Genomic DNA, 23,293 nt, shown 5'->3' with positions numbered 1-23,293 from the left:
CTAGACAGGCAGATATACGGTGATGAAGATGCATAGAAATCCGATACGGAAAATCTGGTCAGAAGGAGGGGGAGTCATCAACGGGTGGCTTTCTATCCCAAGCCCTTTTTGCGCCGAGATCATGGCGTCTTGTGGATATGATTCAGTCACGATTGACACGCAGCACGGCGCCATTGGCTACGATGCCATGGTAGGGATGCTTCAGGCTTTGCGGGCCTCGGGTGTAGCGCCAATGGTGCGTGCCCCCTGGCTTGAGCCGGGAGCAATCATGAAAACGCTTGATGCCGGAGCGTGGGGCGTTATCTGCCCGATGGTAAATTCCAGAGCAGATGCAGAGCGATTGGTCTCCTATGTTCGCTATCCGCCTCACGGTTGCCGAAGCTTCGGCCCGACCCGGGCAAATTTTGCACTCGGCGGGGATTATGCGGCTGTAGCAGATGAAGAGGTGTTGTGCTTCGCCATGATCGAGACCGCAGAAGCGATGAACAATCTGGAGGAGATTGTTCAGACACCCGGTCTGGATGGAGTGTATGTTGGTCCGGCGGACCTTACATTAGGCCTGACTGGCAGACGTTACCGCACGGGTTTCGATCGTGATGAACCCGAAATGCTTGAAGCGATCCACCGTATTAGGACAACTGCTCACACAGCAGGTATCCGGATGGGGTTACATAACGGTTCAGCATCTTACGCTGCCAAAGCACTCTCCTGGGGATGCGATCTAGTGACGATTTCCAATGACGTGCGACTGCTGGCGCAAGCAGCGCAAGAGAGTGTTGCAGAAGCACGACGGCTTATTGCGCCCGATCATTCTCCGACGGAAGGTGCTGGGGTTCTCCAACAGACATCTCAGGCATCTTACTAATCTGTTCTGATTGTTATCGATTTATCGTCTTCTTTTTAAATTTCTTAAAAGTCTGGAGAGAAAAATGGTTACTATTCCTCACGTTATCGATGGACAACATACTGAGGGGCACGGCACTCGTCGGTCTGATGTTTTTAACCCAGCGACGGGGGAGGTGGCGCGTCAGGTTGCATTGGGGGATGCAGAGGATCTGGCTGCGGCGATTATAGCAGCCCAAAAAGCTTTTCCGGGCTGGGCAGAAACGCCGCCGCTTACGCGTGCGCGAATTCTGTTTAAAGCACGTGACCTGATTGAGGCGAATAGAGATAAACTGGCCGCTATTATTACCTCAGAACATGGCAAAGTGCTGTCCGATGCAAAAGGTGAAGTGACGCGCGGTCTGGAAGTCGTGGAGTTCGCCACGGCTGCTCCGGAAATTCTCAAGGGCGAATATACCGAACAGGTCAGTCGTGGTATTGACGCGTGGACCATGCGCCAGCCGCTTGGCATTACTGCAGGCATTACGCCGTTTAACTTTCCGGTTATGGTGCCGTTATGGATGGCGCCTATGGCCATTGCGACAGGCAACTGCTTTATCCTGAAACCCTCTGAACGGGATCCTTCTGCATCGGTCCTTCTTGCGGATATCTTCAAGGAAGCCGGCCTGCCGGATGGCGTATTCCAAGTGGTTCAGGGTGACAAGGATATGGTGAATGCCATTCTTGAGCACCCGGCAATTTCAGCTGTCAGCTTTGTGGGATCAACCCCCATTGCAAAGCATGTGTATGCGACCGGAACAGCATCAGGCAAACGTGTGCAAGCCCTTGGTGGAGCAAAGAACCACGCAATCGTTATGCCGGATTGTGACCTGGAAAAGACTGTGGACGCTCTGATTGGTGCAGCTTACGGATCAGCCGGAGAACGCTGTATGGCAATTTCGGTTGCTGTGGCCGTTGGGCCCGTTGCAGATCCTTTGGTCGCAATGATTGCAGACCGAGCACGGGCACTTAGGATTGGTGTGGGCACAGATGAAAGCAGCGAAATGGGGCCGGTTGTCACCGCGCAGCATCGGGCTAAAATCCGCCAACTTATTGATACAGGTGTCGAGCAGGGTGCATCTTTGGTTGTCGATGGACGTGAGGTCGTGGTGAAAGGGCATGAAGAAGGCTTTTTTCTTGGCGGCTCGCTCTTTGATCATGTCACACAAGAGATGGATATCTATCGCGAGGAAATTTTCGGCCCGGTATTGTGCGTAATGCGTGCACCGGATTTTGAAACTGCCCTGAAACTGGTCAATGACAGTCCATATGGCAATGGTACCGCCATTTTTACTCGGGACGGTGATAGTGCACGCGCCTTTACGCATCGTGTGACGGCAGGAATGGTCGGGATTAACGTTCCGATCCCTGTACCGATGGCGTTTCATTCCTTTGGTGGATGGAAGGATTCTTTGTTTGGTGACCACCATATGCATGGCCCCGAAGGTGTACGTTTCTTTACACGCATGAAGGCCGTGACACAGCGTTGGCCGACAGGGATTCGAAAGGGAGCTGAATTTTCTATGCCTACGCACGGCTGAAACTGAAGAGCGACAAGAAATAAGGGGCTAATTCTCCACAAAAATCGGTCTTCTGACGTCATAAAAAACAATAAGAAATCGAAAATAAGAAAAATAAATGAGGTTTCTGAATGTTTCACTTTTCTTTATGTCTGTGAGAGGCCGCATGCCATGCGGTACTTTCTGTTTGTTTTGGCTTTGGCAGTTGCGATGCTGGCTCCGGCTGCTGAAGCACTCGCACAGGCAACACGCACCGGTCCCGGAGCGCGGCCTGAAATTCTCAACGCGATACCGCCTAATTCCGATTATCCACCACCGCCTCCTACCACCCATCTTCTAAAAGGGGAAATCGGCGATTTGCGGTCATCTCTGAAAAAAAAAGGGATTGATATCCTGCTCGATGATTGGTCTGAGTTCGCGGGTAATCTTTCAGGCGGCACGCGTAAAGCTCAGGTATTCGCCGGCCAGATTGCCTTGGAAGTTGATCTGGACTGGGGCAAGATCTTCAATATTCCGGACTTCACAACCACAATCACTGTTGTGCAGCGTCATGGCAGGAGGCTCTCAACAGATGCGCTGCAGGACGGAGTGGTCAACCCTCAGCAGATCTACGGCGGGGGCGGTAACGTTATCCTGCATCTTGTTTATTTCTATGCGCAAAAGAAATGGCTGCGTGGAAGGATCATTTTAACAATGGGTCGTTATGCGCCTGGGCCAGATTTCAACTCCAGCCCACTGCAATGTCTGGTTATGGGGCAAGCAACATGTAGCCAGCCACGTGCGACGACATTAACAGATGGCTATTCTTCCTGGCCGGGAACAGCATGGTCAGCAGTCTTGCGTCTGCGGCCGACCATGCCGACATATGTCACGTTTGGAGCATATGAAACCAGTCCACTTAAAGGAGGTACAGCCGGAACGGACTGGGGAGGAAAGCATATAACCGGTGTTACGTTGGCTCTTGGCGGAGGATATGAGCCAGCATTTGGCCCCCATAAACTGAACGGTCACTATAAAGCAGGTATGCTGTGGGATTCCTCTCCTCACGCCTACAATGAAGTGACGTCTGACGCGCCAACCCGGTGGAGGCACGGGCAAATGATCAGCTATGTGGCCTTTGACCAAATGCTCGTACGTAACGGGAAGTATTCTGATAGTGGTATCATCATTCTGGGGGGGTATACGCACGTTACATCTGGGATATCTGTTCTTTCCGATCAGGCTTACGTAGGGATAGAAGATGTGGGACAGTTTGCCGGCCGTCCGCGTGATGCCCTCGGGCTGACATGGTCCGCGCTTCGTTATGGTCCCAACGTCAAATCAATCTGGCAGCCAGAGCAGGGAACAATTCTGTTGGACCCACTCGCGCCGAACAGGCCTCTTCTGGCAAGTCGGGAGTCAATATTTGATGCCACCTATAACTTTCATTTAGGCAATGGAATCGATATTGCTCCTGATTTCCAGTATTTTTGGCGTCCAGGAGGTTCCGGCCGTGTCAAGAACGCTGCGGTGTTAGGCATGAATGCCCACGTGACTTTGTAAAGCACCCCAGAAGAACTAAAAATCTCGATCAGCGAGAAGAGAGTAAAAGTTTCGTTTTAAACTTCAGTTTCTTGTGACCACAACTTGACGACCATACGTAGTCTTTGAGTCTGGAATCCTTTCAGAAGAAGAAAAACAATGTCTATGAAGCCAAATATCTCGGTTTTGTCGTTTGCGGCATTAAGCCCGCGCTATGTGCCATTTTGGCTTTTATGGATCGCTTTGGCTGTTTCTACCCTCGCGATGATCTATTCTGCTTTTGTCGTGCCGATTATTCCAGATTTTGCCCGCTTCTCTACTATTGGAATGGACGTCATTGCGCTAAGTATTGCGGTGTTTATAATGCCCAGATACTTTGTTGTTGGCTTTTTGACGTCGATGCTGCCTTTTGTAATCAGTTGGCGCGTGGCGGCTATCCATGGTTCATTTCTTGGTATGGCAAGTTCGACAGTCGTGATGCTGGTTTACCTGGCACTTTATGTTGATTGCCTCGTTCATGACTGGGTACCTGCTCGGGTATCTGGATGGAATGGTCATCTGCAATGGCAAATAGCGACAATACGAATATATTTTGGCTTTGATATGGTCGGGCATTTTGCGGAAAAATTGTTTGCAGGAATAGACTCCTTTCATCATATGTCGCAAGTATTTGTTGGCTTCGGGCTTTCATCCGGTGGGACAGCTGTTATTGTCGCCGGTCTGTGTGAGCTTGCTATAGCGATTGGCGTCGGAATGGGGTTTCTTACCCGGCTGGCCGGCGGAGGAGCCGCACTCTACTATGTGATTGCTAATCAGTACGGCCGTCATTTTGAGGATGGATTTACATGGAATAATGCGCCGGTCGGGGGATGGGAATATCCGATGCTCATGATTGTATTTTTTGCGAGTTTTTCGATTGCTGGAGCAGGGAAATTCTCAATAGATGCTTGGCTGATAGCGCATGGCTGGATGCCCCGATTCCTGCGCCCCTTCTGTGTTTCAGGTCAGCCAGATTATGTGCGCGTAAAAGGGTGAATATGCTTTTAGCAGCAGGGGGCTTCATTTTGCCGAAAGATGTATAGATTTAGGAGTATAGACCTCAATTCAATTAAACTATTATTTTATTCAATAAGCGTAAAGACAAAATTATCATAAAAACGTGATTTATATAATAGTTATTGATTTTTATTTTTATAATTGTAAATTATTTATGTCATAGCGATGTTCGTGTCATCCTTTTGTGACAGGTACGTTTATATTTTGGAACCTTGGCGGAGGCAAAAAGTAAACGTTACGAGCGGGTCAATAATAACATTTACAACAAGGTACCCTTTGAAATGAAAAAAATACTTGCAGCTTTTGCAGTCACTGCGTTGAGTGCATCTACCGCGCTGGCACAGCCGGCATCTACCGCGCCCCAACTTAACATTACGACAGATGCAGCAATGGATATGGCGCATTATGCAGTGGGTCTGGCAGAAAGCCGCCATCTAAAGCTGTGTATTGCAATAGAAGACACAGATGGCAATCTGGTTGCTTTCATTCGTATGCAAGGGGCCTATGCAGGGTGTGTCGAGGCGTCGATTGCGAAAGCCAAATCGGCAGCACGATTTGCGAGGAATACTATAGAGTTTTTTGATGCAGCACGCGCACAAAACCTTCCTATAGGCTTTGTTCCCGGTATCTTGCCGTCAGCTGGAGGTGCTGTCTTCAAACAGGGTGAAAACGTTGTCGGCAGCATTGGCACAAGTGGGGATACGAACGAAGCGGAGCAGGCGCTTGTTGTCGATACTGCCAAGCATTTTCGTTGAAAAATAATATGATGCGGAAAATGCGCTTACAAAAATAAAAGTTGGTAAAACTTCTTCAGGTCAGGATGTAACATGAAACGGAAATTTCTCAAGCCTTTGGCTTTTATAGCGTTTTTTTCCACATTTACGGCGGCACACGCAGAAGACAGCAAGGTATTAACCCGCACTGTGCTTAGCAGTGCAGGCGCCAAAAGTTTGCTGAATGTGGCAGAAGCCGACGCAAAACGACGTGGCATGAAGGTCAGTATTGCAATTGTGGATGGTTCAGGAAGGTTACTGGCATTTATACGAATGGATGATTCACAATCTGGAACGGATGAGACTGCCATCAAGAAGGCTCGGACTGCTGCTTTGTACCAGTCCAGGGGGAAAGTTCTGGCCGAACGCGTCAGTCAAAATCAGGCATTTTTAACGACTCTGCCGGGCATTACCGCGGTCCCCGGGTCGGCGCCAGTCATGAGCGGTCAATATGTAATCGGTGCTGTAGGTGTAAGTGGCGCAACGGATGATCTGGATGATGCAGTCGCTACTAATACTGCGGCAGCCTTTCAACCATAAAAATTTATGGGGGCAGCGAAGTTGCAGGATAGTGTTGTTTTCTGCTGTATCAACAGTAGCAGAGACTTTCCTGTTCGACCTGCTCTCATATATCGCTTTGCTGCTTCGGCTCTTTTACGGATACATGCTCTATCCTTACGCAAACCTCGTCACACGGTCGAGATTTGAGTGTCTCCGCATGATGAGGTAAGAGGTCAATATAACGGCAACGGATGAGTTCCTACCATGATTTTTGGGTAATTGATACTTGCCCACTCTGCTTAACTGGCAGGGTGGCTTCCCTTGTAATCTGACTAAGATATCACTTCACTAATCCACCTGACGAGAAGAGGTGGCTTCATATTATAGACGATGTCGGCATTTGAAGTTGAGTAGGCTGACGAACTGTTCCTGACGTAACCTTTAGCAGCAAAGACATGATCGGCGCACAAACCAATCATGAGTTTGTCTGGAGTGGATTGTTTCCTATTTGTCAGAAATAGTCGTGCAACTGCATAGATGATCAACGCAGACAGAGCACCACTCCGTGTGAAAGAAACAGAGTGGTAGAGTTTCAGATAGAGTGGATCCCCTTTGTATTCGAACTAAATATCTCATCTTAATACCTGAAAATGATTTTCTTGGTCTGTCCACGTGCGCTTTTACGATCTAGCTTTTATACCGCCGTTTCGCGCTTCATCGTCTTTTGTAGCGGGTAAAGGGTAAGTTTTTCGATGGTGGCACCAGCGCCGTTAGCCTCCAGACGTAGGAAATCAAGCGGGGCGACGGGATAGATCAGCGCTGTACCGACTGACAGACCGCCATTGGCGAAGATTTCCAGTGTGCACGCATCCAGTACTATCTGGACCTCGAAATGCCGGTCATCGGGGTTCAGTGCTGTAGAAAACTCACCCGTGAAGAACGGCTGTTCGAAGCCTCTGAGGCCGTTACGGTCGAGCCAGAGTTGGCCGGAAAACGCGTCGAACCCGATGGTGAGAGATTCGCCTTGCTCGTTGCCGAAGACGATAACAAACCGACCAGTGCGGCCTTTGTCGCCCAATGGCAGGCCGTGCGGCCGTTCGTCGACGGTGACACTTAAAGTCAGATCAAGTGCCGTGCCGAGCGGCAGCGGTATTTGGTTACTGGATCCGGCAGCCAGGCGTCTTATTGGGAAGGGAATGGCTGGTCCATGTAGGGTTTCAAGCCCGCGAGGGTTCTGTGCCAGCCGGATCCAACCAGCAAAATCACGCCGGAGTGTCATAGTCCGGGGTAGGGTCATCGTGCCACGCCAGCTTTGGGTGGGCAGTTCCTGGCAATATTGCCAGTTCCCAAGCCATGCAATGGAGACTGCCTGGTCGTCTGGCATGCCACTATAGACCTGCAAGGCGTAGGCGTCCTTGGCAAAATCAGTCAGTCCGATCACCGTGTCGTCCGGAATGAAGCGTGTGCCGTCAAACATACCCACGAAATATTGGGTGATGCTCCCTCCGGTCGGGGCACCCGGATTGACTGAAACGAATAACACCCATCGTGTTCCGCCGCCTTCCAATGGAATTTCGATCAGGTTCGGACATTCATAATCAATGCCGAACAGGCCTGAGGGACCGAAATCGCTTAGATGCACCCAATGAATCAGATCGATAGAGGCGTAGAACGCGATTTGATGCAGGCGTGACTTAGCAATGACCATAACCCATTGGTTGGTGGCTTTATGAAACAGTACCTGCGGATCACGGAAAGAATTACTGCCGATATCCAGGATCGGATTATGTGCGTATTCGGTGAAATTCTGGCCATTGTCCCGGCTTGTGGCAAGATACTGTGCCTGCTTTTGCGCGGTGGCGCGGGTATAGATCGCCACCATTCCGCCTGTGACCTTGTCACCCTGAGTTTCGCTGTTTGGCTCTGGAGCAAACAGGCCCGAGGCATTTGTCGTGTCCATGATCGCGCAGCCGGTAAAGGCTTCACCATCCTTTGTCTCGGGAATGGCAACGGGCTGGTCCTGCCAGTGCAGCATGTCCGTGCTGGTTGCATGCCCCCAATGCACGTGGCCCGCATACGGGGCAAATGGATCGTACTGGTAGTACAGGTGATAGCGTGTGCCGTCGAAGATCAGCCCATTCGGATCGTTCATGAAGCCGCTGGTGGGCGAGAAATGGACTGTCGGGCGATAGAAAACATCGCTTTGTGTCTTCACAGCCGGGCGTGAGACGACGCCTGGCTGATCGGCGGGCGAAGGGTGCGAAGCATTTGGTTCGGTCGTGCGCATTCGGTCTGGGGCCTGAGGCGGTATGGGCGCGGCGGGGGCCGATGGTGAAGGCGTATCGGCACGCGCATTGCTGCCCAACCCAGCGGCACCTAGTGCCACGAGTGAGGAAAGCGCGCCACGGCGGCTCAAAGCGGAGAATCGGTCGTCAGTCATGTGTGCAGTGTAGAAAGCTCCGGCCGATCAAGCCAGTTAATCGTGGCACAGAATGCTGCTGCACAGCCCGATATCGCCGTAGTGGACGGGAGAGCTATGTGAGCAGGAGGTCAATCGTGGTTGCAGAACTGCATCATTGACGTGCTTTTCTATTTTATTGCCCGCACTGCGGTCATGGATCTCTGCTTACAAAGTAGTGGCAACATACCCGCTATAGAAGGACTAACTAGGGAACTTGCCAGTTTTACACAGGGGGTACCTGTCAACCAGTTCTCACACGAAGAAGTGGTCGGGGCCGAGCGGACGAAAAGGGGGCTAATGACGATTGCTTTCAGTCAGGCAATATCTGCTCGACATTTTGATGCTGCGATAGCTGCCGATGTTACTTTTGTCCGAACTTTTATCAATGACAAAGCAAAGCTTGCTGGCATTGTGTTCACGTGGGTTCTGTAGGCTGCCCAGCGCAGCAGTGTCGTGCATAAGCGCTGGGGCTATGTCCAGTGGCTTTTCTAAAGGCAGTAGCGAATGCTCCCAGACTTTCGTAACCTACAGTGGCCGCCACACTGGTCACACGCTCGCCTCGTGCCAGTCTCTCTTGCGCATTTAGAATGCGCAGGCGTTGCCTCCAGACTGAAAACTGCATTCCCGTATCAATGGTAAAATGCCGAACGAATGACCGCAAAGACATTCCTGCCATATCCGCCCACTCCTGCTGTCCTCGTGGATCAGCGGGAGTGGCGCTTAAGGCTTCTGCCACCCGTTTTAGCCGAGCATCTTCAGGGAAAGGCAGGGAGACAGAATGACGTGGAATGGACAGGAATTCATCCCAGAAACTTTCGGCCAATCGGGTGACACTTTCCTGCCATGCTGTCTGTTGGGCATTTTGCGATAGACGTTCAACCTGAGCAATAAATAGCCGCGTGCTATCTGCCACAAAAGGCTTGTCTGCAACGTAAGAACACCTTTTTCCCATGACATATAGGCTCCAGCCTCTAATAGCACCATGCGAGCGCGCCTCATGGACGCAGCCCGGTGGCAACCAGAGAAACTGTCCTGGTCCGATCAACCAATATGCACCGTGGGTTATTACGGCCATAACACCGCTTTCCACTGCGAATATTTGTCCCCTTTCGTGAATATGCGGTTTAGTCGTTCGACGATTTGTCTGTCGGATAGGGCTTCCCAATAGCCAAGGAGCGCCACTTGGTGGCACAAGGTCTTCTGAAGAAAAGCAGTGAGATTTGGCGTTCATGAGTCGAATTATGGCCTATTAACGGAAGAATGCCAAAAGCATCTTCTTTAAAGTCTCTTCGTTCACTGATTTAAAAGGCCAGAGGAGAGACCATGTCTGCCACAAAGCACGAGCAAGTCATTCGGGAAATGTTTTCCGTATTCACAGATTTTAGTGCGAAGCCCGATAGATTGCTTGATTTCATGACTGCGGACTATCGGCAATTTGTCGATGGACATGAAATGACGTTGAGCGACTTCCAAACTCATACCCAAGCCTTACGCAACACTCTTAGTAATCTGGAAATAGATATTCAGCATATCGTTTGCGCTGGTGAGAAGGCTGCGACAGTCCACGTGGCACGAGCCACATATCTTTCTGGCGAGCAAAATCTGATCAAGGTCGTTGCCTTTTACCAATTTAGGGATGGGCGTATCTGCCTTGTGGATGAACTGACGCATCTCCTGATAGGTCGTGAGAAAGATCCTGCTCTAGGATCGCTACAATGAAAAAAATACTTGGTAAATAAGAAATCCTATTTTTGTTATATGTAGGTTTCTGATTTTATTGAGCACAAACAGACTGTTGAATGACTGTCATAAGATGACTGCAGCCTCTGTGCTCAAGATTACAGGGCAGACTAAAGGTTTAGGCGGGAAGGGGCGGACGGTCCGCTCCCGGCTGGCCCGAGGTCATGCATCAGAAACGATGGAAATATGCCCTTAACACTGTTGTCGGATAGCTTACAAAGATTTTGTTGATAATGATTATCACATGCACTATTTTGGAGCGTCAACATCTATGGTGAGCACTCGTCGCCCATGCAGCACCTCGTTCGCTCGATTTTACTCGCGCCATCTTCTCTGCTGCTTTTAGCAACGCATGCCTTTGCCGCGACACCGCAGGATTTTCCGGTTACGCAGGATAAGGCTTCCTCCGTCAAACATCGCTCAGCTCAGAACAAAGCGAAAAAAAACGAGGAGATCGAAGTTTCGGCATCGCGGCACAACTTGCTGGCACGTAACGGGTCTTCGGCAACAAAAACGGAGACGCCGATTGAGCAGACACCTCAGAACATCACGGTCATAACACAAGAGCGTATGGCAATACTGAATTCTCGAAGTGTTTCGGAAGCTGTGCGATACGCTGCCGGCGTTTCTGATTACGGCTCCAAGGATGACCCCAGAGGATATTTTGGCACTATTCGCGGCTTTTCCCCTGATATTTACCTAGATGGCACACGTACTCCTGATGCAACATCATCTCAGTCTTTCAGTATCGAACCCTGGGGATTGGAGGAAATGGACGTGTTGCGTGGAGCAACATCCGCGCTTTATGGTTCCGGACAACTCGGGGGGATTATTAATGCCGTTAGCAAGCGCCCGAATGCAGGACAAAAAAACGAGATAAATTTCCAAACAGGATCTTACAGTCGAGTTCAAGGCGCTGCTGACATTGGTGGCGCAATCAATGCATCTAAAACACTATTATGGCGCTTCAACGGGCTTATTCGCAAATCAGATACTTACGCAAAAAATATCAAAAACAATGAGATCTATGTTGCTCCTTCGCTACGCTGGAAACCAGACGACAAGACTGATTTTACCATACTTGCCAGCTTTGAGCAGTTAGATGCGGGATCTACGGCACAATTCTTGCCTGCAGCAGGAACAATAACAGCAACACAATATGGCCGCATAGCTCGCAGCTTCTTATCGAGCGATGCTGATTATGATGTCTACTCCAAGCGGCAGGCGGCCATTGGTTATAGCGTGACACGCCAGATCCTGCCCAACTGGAGCATTACCCAAAACATGCGTTATGCACATCTGGACCTAGATTACCGTTTTGTCACAACGAGAGCTCTTTCCAGCGATCAACGCACCATTACACGGCAAGCACTTCTTCAATCTGCCAATTATAACAATGTAACGCTGGATACGCGCTCCGATCTCAAGCTCAAAACCGGTCCAGTCAAGCATGAATTGCTCGTTGGTGTCGATTTTCGTAGTGATTTTCTGGCGAACCGCCGGGGGCAGAGCACCGCTCCCTCTCTTGATCTTTACACTCCAGTCTATCGCGCCATTACCTGGCCATCTTATGGCACGGCAACCAATACAAACGAAACAGAAAGTCAGACTGGCATTTATGCGCAAGAACAAGCCGATTGGCATAATTTTCATTTAACTCTCTCAGGGAGAGGCGACTTTACTGAAAGTCTGACTGTCGATAATCTAACTAGTTTACGGACACCCCAAAAAAATAACGCTTTTACTGGACGTGTTGGCCTTCTTTATACATCACCATTTGGGCTTGCTCCCTATGTTGCTTACTCAACATCATTCCAGCCTCAGGTTGGCACGACCCGCCTGAATACGCCTTTCCTGCCAACGCGGGGGCGGCAGATTGAAGCCGGATTAAAATACAAGCCATCTCAGAGCGCGCCATGGGGCGATCGATTCATGCTAACTGCCGATTTTTTTGATCTGGTAGAAACCAACGTTCTGACGCCAGATCCGGTTGATTCAACCTATGATATTCAGGCAGGTGAGCAACGGACAAAAGGTTTTGAGTTTGAAGGTGTGGGCCGCCTGCCATGGAAAATAGATTTCCTCGCCTCCTTCACGTATCAGGATCCGAAAATAACAAAATCTACTACGATCTCTCAGGTCGGTCAGAGACCGGTTGCTGTGCCATCACATATGGCCTCGCTTTTCCTTAAACGGGATTTCCATATTTTACCTGACCTCGTCACTGGGGTAGGTGGGGGAGTCCGTTACACAGGCAACACGGCAGGATCTTTACCAGAAACATTTTCTGTTCCAAGCCAACTGGTGTGGGATATTGTGGCGCATGTCGATTACAAGCGGGCATCTATCCAGCTCAACGGAACAAACATAACCGACCGCCGATATGTTGCTATCTGTACCAGAAATGTTGCGTGTGCGTGGGCTCCCGGCCGCGCCATGTTTGTTACTTTGGCTTATCGTTGGTAAACGATATATTGAGGTGCTCAATTAAAATTTCAGCAATAATACTTTCAATTCAGAATAAAAGTGTATCTGTGAATCCCATAAGCCAGAGCAGGGTTGAAGCTGTGGCTAGCTCTGCAGTCATAATACATCATATGACTTGAAATATCGGAAGTAAGAACAGTGGCACTGGGAGGGGATCGACTATCCTCCCAGTGTAAAGATACAGCACATCGCTTTCGATAACAGCGGAACTCTGTTCAGGCCCTGCTTTCCGTCGGCCCTCTGACACTGAACGCGAGCGTGGAGTATGACGGGTCGTAGGGCAGGCAGCAGAGGTCTGACGCCTTAGCGCGGAGATGCGCGACTATCTCGGATCAGTCGCTCAAGTGTCTGTGCCCCTGCGGGCGGAGTATTTCAAACATGTCTTGCGGCTGGATTGCAGCATAATCCCCAAGGCCACCTGCGCGCAGGATAGGCCGAGCCGCGGCTGTATCATAAGTCCCTTCTGCTACAAGGCTACGCCTTATATGCACACGCACGACTTCGCCGAAGGTCACCCAGCTTTCAACCGTCTGTCCCTGCGCTGTCTGTAATTGTACCATTTGTGTCATCCGGCATTCAAATTGCACCGGACTGGCAGCGACACGCGGCGGTCGGACTAAGTCGCTCGGCAAGCGGGCAAGATGCGCTAGATCGAATTCGCAGATATCGTGCGGGACGGCAGCGGAAGTAACGTTCATCTGCTCGACCAGAGAGTGATCCGTAAGGTTCCAGACGAACTCTCCCGTCGCCCTGATATTGGCCACCGTGTCCTTCCACCCGATGCTGGAAAAACCGATGATCGGTGGCGTATAGTTGAAGGCATTGAAAAAACTGTAGGGGGCGAGGTTAACGCGACCTTCGGCATCGATGGATGAGATCCAGCCAATAGGCCGTGGCCCCACGATGGCGTTGAACGGGTCATGCTTCAGGCCATGCCCAACTGCGGGTTCGTAACTGTGAAAATCGGTATCAGGCACGGCGACAATCTCCTCTGACAGATTGCGAGAAAATACAGAGTATCGTAAATTCATTGTTCTCGCATACGAGCGATACCCGGTTTTTTCGATTTTCTTTCCTTATTGCCTATGCGAGGGTTCATGGCAGTGCTGAAAATTAGATCGTAATGACTGTGTGGTTCAACGACAATCAGCCCAGCGCCTCTTTACATGATAGGCATGGAAAATTTCCACGTTCATTAGATTATTTCAAACTGTGTTTCATGTAGTCTTAAACTATGTGTTTTGTATATCCTTGACCTCATTCTTTATTCTTGGGGTCCTATCTCGCCATGCTGCTCGTGCGACGGCCGTGCTAGCCAAGGCCACCAGACCGATCAAGATAACACAGCCGAACCATCCGTGACGGACGTAGAGAGGGGCGGGGGCAACGGCCCCGATACTGCCACCTAGATAATAGCATGTGAGGTAGAGGCCGGTTGCTGCAGACCGTCCCCCTTTGGCATGTCGCGCGGTATAGCCGGTGGCACAGGCTTGCCCGGCAAAAACAGCCATGCAGGAAAGAGCCAGTCCGACCACAATCGAAGGCAGATAGATGGAGAGGGTCAGGGCAATTCCGGCAATTCCTGCGAACTGCGACAGCATAAAAGCCTGCGGGCGCCCGATTGTGCCGATAAGACGTCCGAAGAAAGGTGTGACTGTAACGGGCAGAAGGAACACTACGAACAGGGCGCCGACTTCAATTGAGGTCAGACTGAACGGTGGTGCTGCCAGACGCAGACTCAGATAGGTAAAGGAGGTGACTTGCTGAAACAGGAGGCTCGCTCCGACAAAGCACGTGGCCAGCAGCCGCCAGTCCCACACACCTTTTGCGACACTGCGTAAGCTATCTCCAAGAGATGCACTGGCTTTGAACCGGCGCTCCATGGGCAAACAACACACCGTAAGGACAAGCACTGGTGTCAGAAGAACTGCGAAAACCAGAAAGGTGGAGAGCCAGCCGGTAAAGGACGCAGCAGCACCGGCCAGAAAGCGCCCACAGAACCCACCGAATGCCGTGCCCGCCACATACACACCATTCATGGTGGTTGCGGTGCGCCCGGACCATTCCTCTGCGATATAGGCGAGGGCGGCGGTGAAGATGAAGGGCACCAGCAATCCTTGCGCAAACCGCAGAGAAAGAAGAGCTGGAAAATTCCATGCCAGAGCACAAGACGCCGTTGTGAGTATCAGTCCGATGAGGGCTGCTACCATCACTCGCTTGCGTCCGAAGCGGTCCGACATGGCCCCCGCCAGAGGGGCTGCGACTGCGACACCCAAGGTGGAGGCGCTGATTGTCCAGGTGCTGGAACCAAGACTGACGCCAAACCGGTGCGCGATGTCAGGCAGGATTGGTTGCGTGGCGTAGACATTCAGAAGCGCGCAGCTGCCCAGCGCGAAGAGAGCCGCCATCTGACGAAGTGGAACCGCTGTGCCTGCAACAACTTCATTTTCCATTGCCTGAGCGTCTGAACGGCTCATGACCGGCCTTGTCATAAAAGGCCTGCAGATCGTTTGCGGAGAGTAGCCTGAGCGTGAGAGCTTGATTTTGTCATTGTTATTATTCAGCACAACCGACTTGTGAATTGCCTCTTTAGAGGTGATGGCTCTACGCTGACGAACGAGTGTTCGTGAGTCAAAAAACAAATGCGAGAGCCTGTCCCCCTGCGCGACATAGTGATCGAAGCGCGCGAGCTGTTTCGTGAATACGGCTATGAAGGTACATCCATGCGTGATCTCGCCGGTCGAGTAGGGTTGCGCCCACAAAGCCTCTATACGCGCATTGCCTCCAAAGAAGCACTGGTGTCTGAAGTGCTGGCCCTGACGCTAAAAGAAACGCTGGAAGGCTTGCCGGACCCAGTCCGGAACTGGCGCGCCGCATGGCGAACGTTAGTCGAGCGCATCGTGGAAACACTGGAAATCCGCGGTCGCTGCGTCGGACTCCATCTAGCCTATGGAGTGACGTCCGCGACACCTGATGCGCAAGAAGCCGTCAGGGTATTCTTCAAGTCTCTGCGGGAGGCCATGATCCGCATCCTGCGGGCCGGAAAGATCGCATCTCCCGCAGCGACTGCCGCCGATACACTGGCCCAGTTGGAAGGCGCAACGCTCTGGATTGCAACGGAAGGGGACAACAGGCCCTTGAAGCGTGCGGTCAGGCGTGCTCTGAAATTGGCTGATCCTGAGCCCAGGCAGCCAAAGAAGAGTGAGCAGTTGCCATGACCAATATCCTTCTGTTCATCGCTGTCGTTGTGGTTTGGGGACTGACGTGGTTCGCGATGCATCTTCAGCTTGGCGCCGGGCCGGTAGAGATCGCGATCTTCTGGCGTTTCGCACTTTCCCTTGTTTTGCTTGGTGGCTGGTTATGTCTGACAGGGCGGCTGAGAAGACCGTCGCTGGAGTGTGTTCCATGGCTGATCGCCATGGGGATCTGTCTGTTCTCTGGCAATTATCTCGTGCTGTACCGGGCGGCGGCCTATCTGCCCAGTGGTATGGTCTCGGTGATCTTCAGCCTTGCCAGCGTCCTGAACGCTCTGAACCTCTGGCTTTTCTTTCGTCAGCGGCCTGATGCACGGATTATTGGTGGTGGCCTTCTGGGAGTACTGGGTGTCGCGTTACTACTGGGCGGAGATCATGGGGGAGGACTGCAGGTGGGTAGCCTCACCGGGGTTGGGCTGGCTCTGGCGGGCACTTTGTTCTTTTCGCTGGGTAATATGGTCACCCGCAGGATCGGTCGGTTCGATCTCGATCTGCCGAATGCCGTATTTTACGCGATGGGAACGGGCACGGCCATTGTGGGAACTGTTGCCCTGACACAGGGATATAGCTTCGCTATTCCGCTTACCTTAGCCTGGCTTGGTGGGTTGGCCTATCTGTCGGTATTCGGCTCAGTCATCGGATTTCTGACCTACCTGTCTCTGGTGCACCGGATCGGAGCAGACAGGGCAGGTTATACGACAATCCTTTCTCCTGTGCTGGCCCTTGCGGTGTCGTGCCTGTTCGAAGGCACACGGTGGACACCTGTCATGTTGGCAGGGCTCGGCCTTGTTCTTGCGGGAAATGTGCTGGCTTTTGTGCGCCGTCGTCCTGTTCCGGTGCCTGTCGAGGTTGAGCAGGCGTGAATCTCCGGAACCAGCCTCATGCAGAAAAGGTGACAGACATGACAGACAAAGCCCTGATCATTAGTAATCTGTAGAACAATTACTTTTTGTACACGCGTTAATTTCTGGTGGGTATCGAGGAGGTAGCATCCTATGCTGCCTTTCTTTGAATAATGTTCTTAAGAATAGCAAAACAATTGTCCTAACCCACCTCAAATTGTCGGTTGATAGTGGGCTATTTTTAGCACTTGAATTACTCAGATACTCTGTTAGTTCATCCGGTAGGTTGTGGAGTGCTGCATACCCGCAGGACACTCAACCTCAGCACAAAAGTCTGCCTTATGTTCCCATATTTTAAAGGAAATAAATTATCATCATCCCAATATTTTTCAGAAATATTTCAAAATATAAAGTAACACCAAATAATTGTGAAAATTTTGTTAAAACGGACCACCACCTATTAACAATCTATAAAAACTCACTTCCTATTGCGATCTTTTACAGCCCCGACTTTGGGAATTACGCGCATGAGCAGCCAAATTGATCTGGATAGCAATCAGACTTACACGAACACGTCTTCGGTCTCGACTTCCAAGACAACCTTAACCATTGAACTTGACGATATTGACCACATAACTATCCAGAACAACGGTGCACTTTACTCTACCGGAAAGCGCGGGATTGACACTTCGGGTGCTGCTTACAAAAAATAAATGCTCAGTTGAACTTGCGGATCATCCAACTGAAAAAAGCAGCGTGCCAGAGCGTCTGGGCACCGAGTTGGCAGTGTTCGGCCCCACCTGAGAGGGCATCAAAGGTGACAGTTTCGACAGACTTTGCAGCAGTACAGGCTTTTGAGAAATCATCAGCTTGAGAAGCGGGAATGAAGTGGTCGTATTCACCGACTAAAATCAGGACATCTGCTGTGATTTTTCCAGCGACATCTTGGAGTGTATAAGGGCGAATAGCTTCCACAGCCTCCGGCAGGGTCCTTACACCGAGGGTCCACAATGCGTTATCAACGGCCCATACCAGATCGGGATTTTTCGAGGCCTCGGGATTCTGGGCTAGGGTGGCGTAGCGTTCGGCAATGCTCCCCATATCGAACAGGACATCATAAGCAACGACACCAGTGATGCGTGGATCAAAGGCGGCTGCCCTTGGCGCAAGGTAACCACCCATACTCATGCCAACAAGGACGATTTTTTTCGGCCGGAACTGTGTAGCTTCAAAGTAATCCAGAACCGCCGCAGTGGGCTTCTCCCATTCCGGGGTGAAGGTGAGACCGTATTCACGTAAGACGCCGCCTTGGCCTGGTCCTTCATAGGTCAAGACACCGTAACCGCGTTCATGTGCGGCTTTGGCAAGGACGAAATACAACTCTTCCAGAGTGGAATCATATCCACCAACGAGCACAATGAGCGGCTTTTTCTGCCACCCGTCAGGGCCCGGATAGAGAATGCCACGCAGGCAGCCGGCTTCATAGGGAATGGTGAAACGTTCGTGGGCGATGCCAGCCAGTTTCAGACCGTTATCAAAAGCGGCGATTTCCCGTGTCCAGGTGCTTTTGCGGCGCCGGTCATCAGAGTGCAGAAGAAATTCGGCGGTGCGCCAGTAATTATGGGCACGAAGCCAAGCGTAGCCATTGCTGAGCGGATCGGCGCAGGCGCGGATACGGTCTTCAGTGCGCATGGCAAGGCTGGAAAAGGCATCAAACCACGCGTTTGTGTCGCCGTCTGGGATAGTGCTGATTGCTGTCAGCACTTCGTTGAGATCAGCGCCATTCGCCGCGATGTCGTTCAGAGCCCGAAGGGTCTGAAAATGAAAGGTTTGATTTTGGAAGAAGCGGGAAACGCCATAGTCAGTAGCGTCAGAACGAACCGGGATGTGGGATTTTTCTGTCATTCGTCGCAGGTCTTTCTGTAAAACAATATGAATTTCAACGAGATATCTAGATAAGGAATATCGCGGCATTGCTGCACGGTCAGGCCAGAAGATATGTTTCTGTTCACGCCATCGTCACGCTATGGACATACCCATCTGGACGGATCAATACAGATGACACACCATTAAAAGACGGACTATCATCAACACAGTCTGCTGTTATGTGTTTCACAATATTCGGATCCAGCCATTCAGGAGATTCTGAAATATCTTGTTTTTTTGCGGAAAGTGACAGATGCACCCATTCACCTTTTTCCATACACCCATAGAGCGTGGCAGATTTGTTTTCGATCATTAGATCAACATCTGGAACACGCTTGCCGGGCAGCAGGTGCACTGGTAAATTTTCGGGAACAACTTTGTCGTATCCATAGGCAACACCAAATCCGGAAATTTCCGAAGCAAGGCGGCTGTTTACATCAGGGAAAGACAAAATATCTTTCATTGTCTGACGCAATGACAAATTAGGCGGCGTAAAGTTGGTCGCCAACGCAACCTGCGCCAGCGTGTTGTCAAATAGCATCTGACCGACCGGCCTTCTCTCGGAATGATAGGTATCCAGCAGATTTTCAGGTGCCTGCATTTTGACGACCATAGCCAGCTTCCAGCCGAGGTTCATTGCATCTTGCAGGCCAACATTCAGCCCTTGACCTCCCATGGGAGCGTGAATATGCGCAGCATCCCCGGCCAATAGAATACGGCCTTTTCTATAGGTCGAGGCAAGGCGTGTGGTATCTGTAAAGCGGGACAGCCAGGATGCTTCGCCCATCGCATAATCTTTGCCGGAGATTTTCAATGTAGCAGATGCCAGTTCTGTGACCGTGAGCGGGGCGTCCTTTTCTACCGAAGACCGCTCCACATCAATGGCAATTACCCGATGATGTACACCATCACCCAATGGAGACATCATGAGTGCGCCACGAGGGGTAACCATGGACACGACGCCGCCTTCTTCTGGCGGCTTTGCCAGAACCACATCGCCCAGCATGGCGGTAACACGACCATCAAAACCGTCAAAGCCAATACCTGCCTGCCGCCGCACCAAGCTACGCGCACCGTCGGCTCCGATCAACCACGAGGCAGAAAACTGCCCGCGGGAAGTCGTTACCTTCATTTCTGCTTCATTTTCTTCAATCTGAGTGACTTCCGTTTCGCGAAGCAGAGGCACGCCGAGAGCTAAAGCGCGCCTTTCCAGAAATTCTTCCGTTTTGGTCTGGCGAAGAAACAGGGTGAACGGAAAGCGGCTTTCAAAAGGCGAAAAAGAAAGCCGTGTATCCAATGCCCCATATTCCATCAGGGGAATTTTTCGGCCAGCTTTAATAAAATCTTCCGCGCAGCCGCGTAGCCCCAACGTTTCCAATGTACGCCCATGTATGGCCAGAGCGCGGGATTCAGTAATACGAGCAGCGCGCCGATCAAGCACCGCTACATCAATTTGTGCAAGTTTCAGCTCACAGGCAACCCATAAGCCAACGGGGCCCGCGCCGGAGACCAATACATCGTAAGATGTCTTCATGACTGGTATCCCTCAAACTAACGTTGTTAGATTCAAAATCTAACGGTATTAGGTTTGAAGAGCAAGGAGGAAATGGAGAAGCTGTGAGCGCCAAAATTGTAAGGGAACAAGTCATCAGTTCAGCGCTGCAATTGCTGGACAAGCTGGGTATGGAAGGTCTGACAATGCGAAAGCTAGCAGACATGCTTGGTGTTCAGGTGCCCTCGCTTTACTGGCATTTTGCGAACAAGGATGCGTTGTTCGAAGCTGTTGCCGATACTCTTCTTGAAGAGGTTGCGACTACTGCTGTTGCTGGCGAACAATGGCAGGATATGTTTTTTAGAATTTCCTGCGAGGTGAGGCAGGCATTATTGGCTCACCGGGATGGTGCTCGTTTTCTAGCGCGGACTTATCCTCTTTCCGGTAATGTAGCCCGGATCAGCTCGCAAATGATATCTAGCCTTAAAGACGCTGGCGCGAATGATCGTGCGGCCACTTGGGGTACTTTCTCCACACTCTATTATGTTATGGGTTTTACAATAGAAGAACAGGCTTTTTCTGAAAAACGCCCAGATCACAACCAAAGCCCTGATCTTCAGGCTCTTTTGCTACGCTATCCGGTAGCAGCTTCAGCGTGGCAGCATATCCTAAAGAGTGATCCACATGAAGGGTTTCATTTTGGCCTGAATATGGCTCTCCAGGGGCTGGCTCATTATCTTCTTGCTCCAGAAAAATAGTATGTGGCGATGTCTGCGTGATGACGACAACCAAAAAGATTCGATGAAGCACTGTTTCTGAATGGGGATTGCTGTTTCATGCCGGGTGGGGTGAAAGAACAGTATTATAGCGTATCGTCAATTAGGCCTTTGTGTAGTGCATAAAGGCTGTACTTTCTGGTTCCCCATAATATCTGTTCTTCAGAACATAGATAGTTAGCTTCTTTAGTATGAGATTTATCAGTGAGAGATAGAGAATTACTTCCCCGTGGTATCGATGTTTTTTCAGAGGATGCAGGGAGCGAATGAGTTCGATATTCCCGATACTATTTTTTGATTCTTGGGTAACTAGCAGTTCTGCCGTATATAACCAAAACCAGTGATCATTTTTGCCCTTAAGATATGGTCAATTCCTGCTTAGCAGAGAGTGCGCTACGCTTTGGCCGCCGTAGATGCTCCTTCCATGCAACATAGCGGGACGTTTCTACCCAAATTGATATCCTCCTCACTTGCCGCTAAAGTCTGTGCTCTTCTTGGATATGTTTGGATTATGAGGGCAGAATTTCAATTCTGGAGCCATGGGATATAAGCTGGATGGGCAGCAAATGAGGTAGAATGCGGAAAAAATCTTTACCCTGCCCAATGTAATAAATCCCGCTTAAACGCATGTTTCCTATTGCTTTGAGGGAGCCGGCCGTAAAGACAACTTTTTGCGTCTGGTAGCGGTTAATCTCGGCCACAACCTCGGATAAAGGACGGTTCTGGAACATGAGATACCCTTTTCTCCAAGCGAGCAGGGCTTCAAGGTCCGGTCGGTCCGCATGGTAGGTACCATTGGTGTAAAAGCTCAAACGCTCCCCTAACGGGAGGTGTTGCCCACTGACAAAAGAACCGGTGAGGGACGCATTATGGACCAGAACTTTCCCTTTCAGGGCAGTGACCTCAATCCGGTTTTCTTCCGCGCGTATGATTGCTGATGAATGGTCCTGCAGATAGAGCCTTACATCTCCCGCAGCGACCCATTGGGCTGGCGCAGGAGCCTGAGAACACAAAATAACCTGCCCGTGCTCAAGCCGAAAATAACGGTTGTTATGGGCGCAAACAAGCCGAGTGTTGGTATCAAGAAAACACTTGACCTGACTGGGAAGTACACTGTCTGAAAAATGACCTGATGCGGTCTGTAGAACACGCGCTGCATGCAGAGAAGTTGAAAGAGGAATTGTTGCCGCAGCACAAGCAGCAAACGTTGCCAGCATGCGGCGTCGTGTTTGCACTGATTTCTGCTGCGCAGGAAAGGTGGCAACAGGTGGAGCGTGATGAGACGGAATGCCATCAGCCAGACCACCACCAAGCTCCCATAAATCTGTCATCGCCTCAAATTCTACTGCATGGTCTGGCCTCGCCTTCAGCCATTGTCGAAAATGCTGTTTTTCCAGTTCTGTGCAGTTCTCGGCGTGAAGCCGGGCAATCCAGTATGCCGCGTGATTCCGGATGGCAGTACGTTCTTGTCTTTTGGTCACTGCTCCATCCATGCGGAAAGAAAGGTTAAGGCTTTTGCGATATGTTTTTCAACACTGCTTACGCTCATGCCCGAAATATTTGCAATCTCTTGATATTTCATTTTTTTTACGCGGTGAAGTAGAAAAACAAGTCGGGTCTTTTCTGGTAACTGGCTACAACCTGCCCTGAAGTGGGCCAGGCGCTGACGGCTTGCGTATACTTCTTCTTGAGATGGCGCGGGATCTGCAATTTCAAAATAGGGTAGAAGACTATCTTCCGTCAGCGTTACATAGCCCGTTTGCTCCCGTTTATGGGCATTGCGGGCCAGATTGATGGCACTACGCGTGATGTAGGCGTGGGGTTCCCGAACCGGTTCGCCCTCTCGCTCCAGATAATTGACAAACGCGCTCTGCAAATGATCCTCCGCATCGTCCCTATGTGTGAGGGCGCGAATACGCTGCCGAAGTGCTGCCCAGACCTGCTGCTGCGGTAACCAGTTTTTTGTCACACGTTTGCTCATGCCGTTCTAGGTCAATGGAAGAAGCCTGCCGCTGTGTAGAAGAATTTCTGCCCTACAATTTGTGAAAGTTTCGTGAAATCC

The 23,293-nt window shown here is 50.8% G+C and carries 20 protein-coding genes; 12 read left to right on the top strand and 8 right to left on the bottom strand.

Annotated features, from left to right (window positions below):
* Window positions 1–22: 22 nt before the first annotated feature.
* From AD948_RS13465 to AD948_RS13440, 6 genes are all read left to right on the top strand, one after another.
* Window positions 23–865, top strand: a complete 843-nt coding sequence (locus tag AD948_RS13465) for an HpcH/HpaI aldolase family protein (protein ID WP_156479035.1) — start codon at window positions 23–25, stop codon at window positions 863–865.
* A gap of 64 nt (window positions 866–929) precedes the next feature.
* Window positions 930–2,423 carry a CoA-acylating methylmalonate-semialdehyde dehydrogenase gene (locus AD948_RS13460; protein WP_061472368.1) on the top strand — a complete coding sequence of 498 codons (1,494 nt, stop codon included), beginning with the start codon at window positions 930–932 and terminating at the stop codon, window positions 2,421–2,423.
* A gap of 150 nt (window positions 2,424–2,573) precedes the next feature.
* A complete protein-coding gene (locus AD948_RS13455) occupies window positions 2,574–3,944 on the top strand; it encodes a carbohydrate porin (protein ID WP_061472367.1) in 1,371 nt (456 codons plus the stop codon).
* Window positions 3,945–4,082: 138 nt separating this feature from the next.
* On the top strand, window positions 4,083–4,958 hold the full coding sequence (locus AD948_RS13450; protein WP_061472366.1) for a DoxX family protein: 876 nt from the start codon (window positions 4,083–4,085) through the stop codon (window positions 4,956–4,958).
* Between the two features lie 233 nt (window positions 4,959–5,191).
* Window positions 5,192–5,734 (top strand): GlcG/HbpS family heme-binding protein, encoded by a 543-nt coding sequence (locus AD948_RS13445; RefSeq protein WP_237955692.1) that lies wholly within the window; start codon window positions 5,192–5,194, stop codon window positions 5,732–5,734.
* Window positions 5,735–5,806: 72 nt separating this feature from the next.
* A complete protein-coding gene (locus AD948_RS13440; RefSeq protein WP_061472364.1) occupies window positions 5,807–6,292 on the top strand; it encodes a GlcG/HbpS family heme-binding protein in 486 nt (161 codons plus the stop codon).
* 655 nt (window positions 6,293–6,947) lie between these two features.
* On the opposite strand, the gene AD948_RS13435 is transcribed toward AD948_RS13440, so the two are convergent.
* Window positions 6,948–8,693: a glycoside hydrolase family 32 protein gene (locus tag AD948_RS13435; RefSeq protein WP_061472363.1), complete on the bottom strand. Its 1,746-nt coding sequence runs from the start codon at window positions 8,691–8,693 to the stop codon at window positions 6,948–6,950.
* 120 nt (window positions 8,694–8,813) lie between these two features.
* Between AD948_RS13435 and AD948_RS13430 the strand changes: the two genes are divergently transcribed.
* Window positions 8,814–9,146: a hypothetical protein gene (locus AD948_RS13430; RefSeq protein ID WP_061472362.1), complete on the top strand. Its 333-nt coding sequence runs from the start codon at window positions 8,814–8,816 to the stop codon at window positions 9,144–9,146.
* Here the strand turns inward: AD948_RS13430 and AD948_RS13425 are convergent.
* The gene (locus tag AD948_RS13425; protein ID WP_061472361.1) at window positions 9,130–9,945 is read right to left on the bottom strand and encodes a helix-turn-helix domain-containing protein; all 816 of its coding nucleotides are present in this window, start codon (window positions 9,943–9,945) and stop codon (window positions 9,130–9,132) included. The genes AD948_RS13430 and AD948_RS13425 overlap by 17 nt on opposite strands.
* Before the next feature lie 92 nt (window positions 9,946–10,037).
* On the opposite strand from AD948_RS13425, the gene AD948_RS13420 reads away from it, so the two are divergent.
* Both AD948_RS13420 and AD948_RS13415 read left to right on the top strand, forming a co-directional pair.
* Window positions 10,038–10,433: a nuclear transport factor 2 family protein gene (locus AD948_RS13420; RefSeq protein WP_061472360.1), complete on the top strand. Its 396-nt coding sequence runs from the start codon at window positions 10,038–10,040 to the stop codon at window positions 10,431–10,433.
* 312 nt (window positions 10,434–10,745) lie between these two features.
* Window positions 10,746–12,920 (top strand): TonB-dependent siderophore receptor, encoded by a 2,175-nt coding sequence (locus tag AD948_RS13415; protein WP_082782457.1) that lies wholly within the window; start codon window positions 10,746–10,748, stop codon window positions 12,918–12,920.
* A 353-nt stretch (window positions 12,921–13,273) separates the two neighbouring features.
* Here the strand turns inward: AD948_RS13415 and AD948_RS13410 are convergent, their stop codons facing one another.
* The gene (locus tag AD948_RS13410; RefSeq protein WP_248846036.1) at window positions 13,274–13,918 is read right to left on the bottom strand and encodes a flavin reductase family protein; all 645 of its coding nucleotides are present in this window, start codon (window positions 13,916–13,918) and stop codon (window positions 13,274–13,276) included.
* 255 nt (window positions 13,919–14,173) lie between these two features.
* The gene (locus tag AD948_RS13405; protein WP_248846035.1) at window positions 14,174–15,418 is read right to left on the bottom strand and encodes an MFS transporter; all 1,245 of its coding nucleotides are present in this window, start codon (window positions 15,416–15,418) and stop codon (window positions 14,174–14,176) included.
* A 165-nt stretch (window positions 15,419–15,583) separates the two neighbouring features.
* On the opposite strand from AD948_RS13405, the gene AD948_RS13400 reads away from it, so the two are divergent.
* Together AD948_RS13400 and AD948_RS13395 are read left to right on the top strand one after the other, a co-directional pair.
* Window positions 15,584–16,159 carry a TetR/AcrR family transcriptional regulator gene (locus AD948_RS13400; protein ID WP_061472358.1) on the top strand — a complete coding sequence of 192 codons (576 nt, stop codon included), beginning with the start codon at window positions 15,584–15,586 and terminating at the stop codon, window positions 16,157–16,159.
* On the top strand, window positions 16,156–17,058 hold the full coding sequence (locus AD948_RS13395) for a DMT family transporter (RefSeq protein ID WP_061472357.1): 903 nt from the start codon (window positions 16,156–16,158) through the stop codon (window positions 17,056–17,058). Before AD948_RS13400 ends, AD948_RS13395 begins: the two co-directional genes overlap by 4 nt.
* 696 nt (window positions 17,059–17,754) lie before the next feature.
* Here the strand turns inward: AD948_RS13395 and AD948_RS13390 are convergent.
* Together AD948_RS13390 and AD948_RS13385 are read right to left on the bottom strand one after the other, a co-directional pair.
* Window positions 17,755–18,942, bottom strand: a complete 1,188-nt coding sequence (locus tag AD948_RS13390; protein WP_061472356.1) for an alpha/beta hydrolase family protein — start codon at window positions 18,940–18,942, stop codon at window positions 17,755–17,757.
* 103 nt (window positions 18,943–19,045) lie between these two features.
* A complete protein-coding gene (locus tag AD948_RS13385; protein ID WP_061472355.1) occupies window positions 19,046–20,497 on the bottom strand; it encodes an FAD-dependent monooxygenase in 1,452 nt (483 codons plus the stop codon).
* 83 nt (window positions 20,498–20,580) lie between these two features.
* On the opposite strand from AD948_RS13385, the gene AD948_RS13380 reads away from it, so the two are divergent.
* Window positions 20,581–21,213, top strand: coding sequence for a TetR/AcrR family transcriptional regulator C-terminal domain-containing protein (locus AD948_RS13380; protein WP_061472354.1), 633 nt, complete (start codon window positions 20,581–20,583; stop codon window positions 21,211–21,213).
* 527 nt (window positions 21,214–21,740) lie between these two features.
* On the opposite strand, the gene AD948_RS13375 is transcribed toward AD948_RS13380, so the two are convergent.
* A complete protein-coding gene (locus tag AD948_RS13375; protein WP_169797415.1) occupies window positions 21,741–22,712 on the bottom strand; it encodes a FecR family protein in 972 nt (323 codons plus the stop codon).
* Window positions 22,709–23,212, bottom strand: a complete 504-nt coding sequence (locus tag AD948_RS13370; RefSeq protein ID WP_082666737.1) for an RNA polymerase sigma factor — start codon at window positions 23,210–23,212, stop codon at window positions 22,709–22,711. Before AD948_RS13370 ends, AD948_RS13375 begins: the two co-directional genes overlap by 4 nt.
* Window positions 23,213–23,293: the final 81 nt, after the last annotated feature.

This window comes from Acetobacter senegalensis, assembly GCF_001580995.1.
Classification (GTDB): Bacteria; Pseudomonadota; Alphaproteobacteria; order Acetobacterales; family Acetobacteraceae; genus Acetobacter; species Acetobacter senegalensis.
The sequence above is the reverse complement of the archived record's forward strand: the minus strand, read 5'-3'. Positions and strand labels throughout refer to the sequence as shown.

Excerpts from the sequence above, each read along its gene's own strand:
- AD948_RS13465 (WP_156479035.1), top strand. The coding sequence starts at position 23 with ATGAAGATGCATAGAAATCCGATACGGAAAATCTGGTCAGAAGGAGGG.
- AD948_RS13460 (WP_061472368.1), top strand. The coding sequence starts at position 930 with ATGGTTACTATTCCTCACGTTATCGATGGACAACATACTGAGGGGCAC.
- AD948_RS13455 (WP_061472367.1), top strand. The coding sequence starts at position 2,574 with ATGCGGTACTTTCTGTTTGTTTTGGCTTTGGCAGTTGCGATGCTGGCT.
- AD948_RS13450 (WP_061472366.1), top strand. The coding sequence starts at position 4,083 with ATGTCTATGAAGCCAAATATCTCGGTTTTGTCGTTTGCGGCATTAAGC.
- AD948_RS13440 (WP_061472364.1), top strand. The coding sequence starts at position 5,807 with ATGAAACGGAAATTTCTCAAGCCTTTGGCTTTTATAGCGTTTTTTTCC.
- AD948_RS13435 (WP_061472363.1), bottom strand. The coding sequence starts at position 8,693 with ATGACTGACGACCGATTCTCCGCTTTGAGCCGCCGTGGCGCGCTTTCC.
- AD948_RS13425 (WP_061472361.1), bottom strand. The coding sequence starts at position 9,945 with ATGAACGCCAAATCTCACTGCTTTTCTTCAGAAGACCTTGTGCCACCA.
- AD948_RS13420 (WP_061472360.1), top strand. The coding sequence starts at position 10,038 with ATGTCTGCCACAAAGCACGAGCAAGTCATTCGGGAAATGTTTTCCGTA.
- AD948_RS13415 (WP_082782457.1), top strand. The coding sequence starts at position 10,746 with ATGCAGCACCTCGTTCGCTCGATTTTACTCGCGCCATCTTCTCTGCTG.
- AD948_RS13405 (WP_248846035.1), bottom strand. The coding sequence starts at position 15,418 with ATGAGCCGTTCAGACGCTCAGGCAATGGAAAATGAAGTTGTTGCAGGC.
- AD948_RS13400 (WP_061472358.1), top strand. The coding sequence starts at position 15,584 with ATGCGAGAGCCTGTCCCCCTGCGCGACATAGTGATCGAAGCGCGCGAG.
- AD948_RS13395 (WP_061472357.1), top strand. The coding sequence starts at position 16,156 with ATGACCAATATCCTTCTGTTCATCGCTGTCGTTGTGGTTTGGGGACTG.
- AD948_RS13390 (WP_061472356.1), bottom strand. The coding sequence starts at position 18,942 with ATGACAGAAAAATCCCACATCCCGGTTCGTTCTGACGCTACTGACTAT.
- AD948_RS13385 (WP_061472355.1), bottom strand. The coding sequence starts at position 20,497 with ATGAAGACATCTTACGATGTATTGGTCTCCGGCGCGGGCCCCGTTGGC.
- AD948_RS13370 (WP_082666737.1), bottom strand. The coding sequence starts at position 23,212 with ATGAGCAAACGTGTGACAAAAAACTGGTTACCGCAGCAGCAGGTCTGG.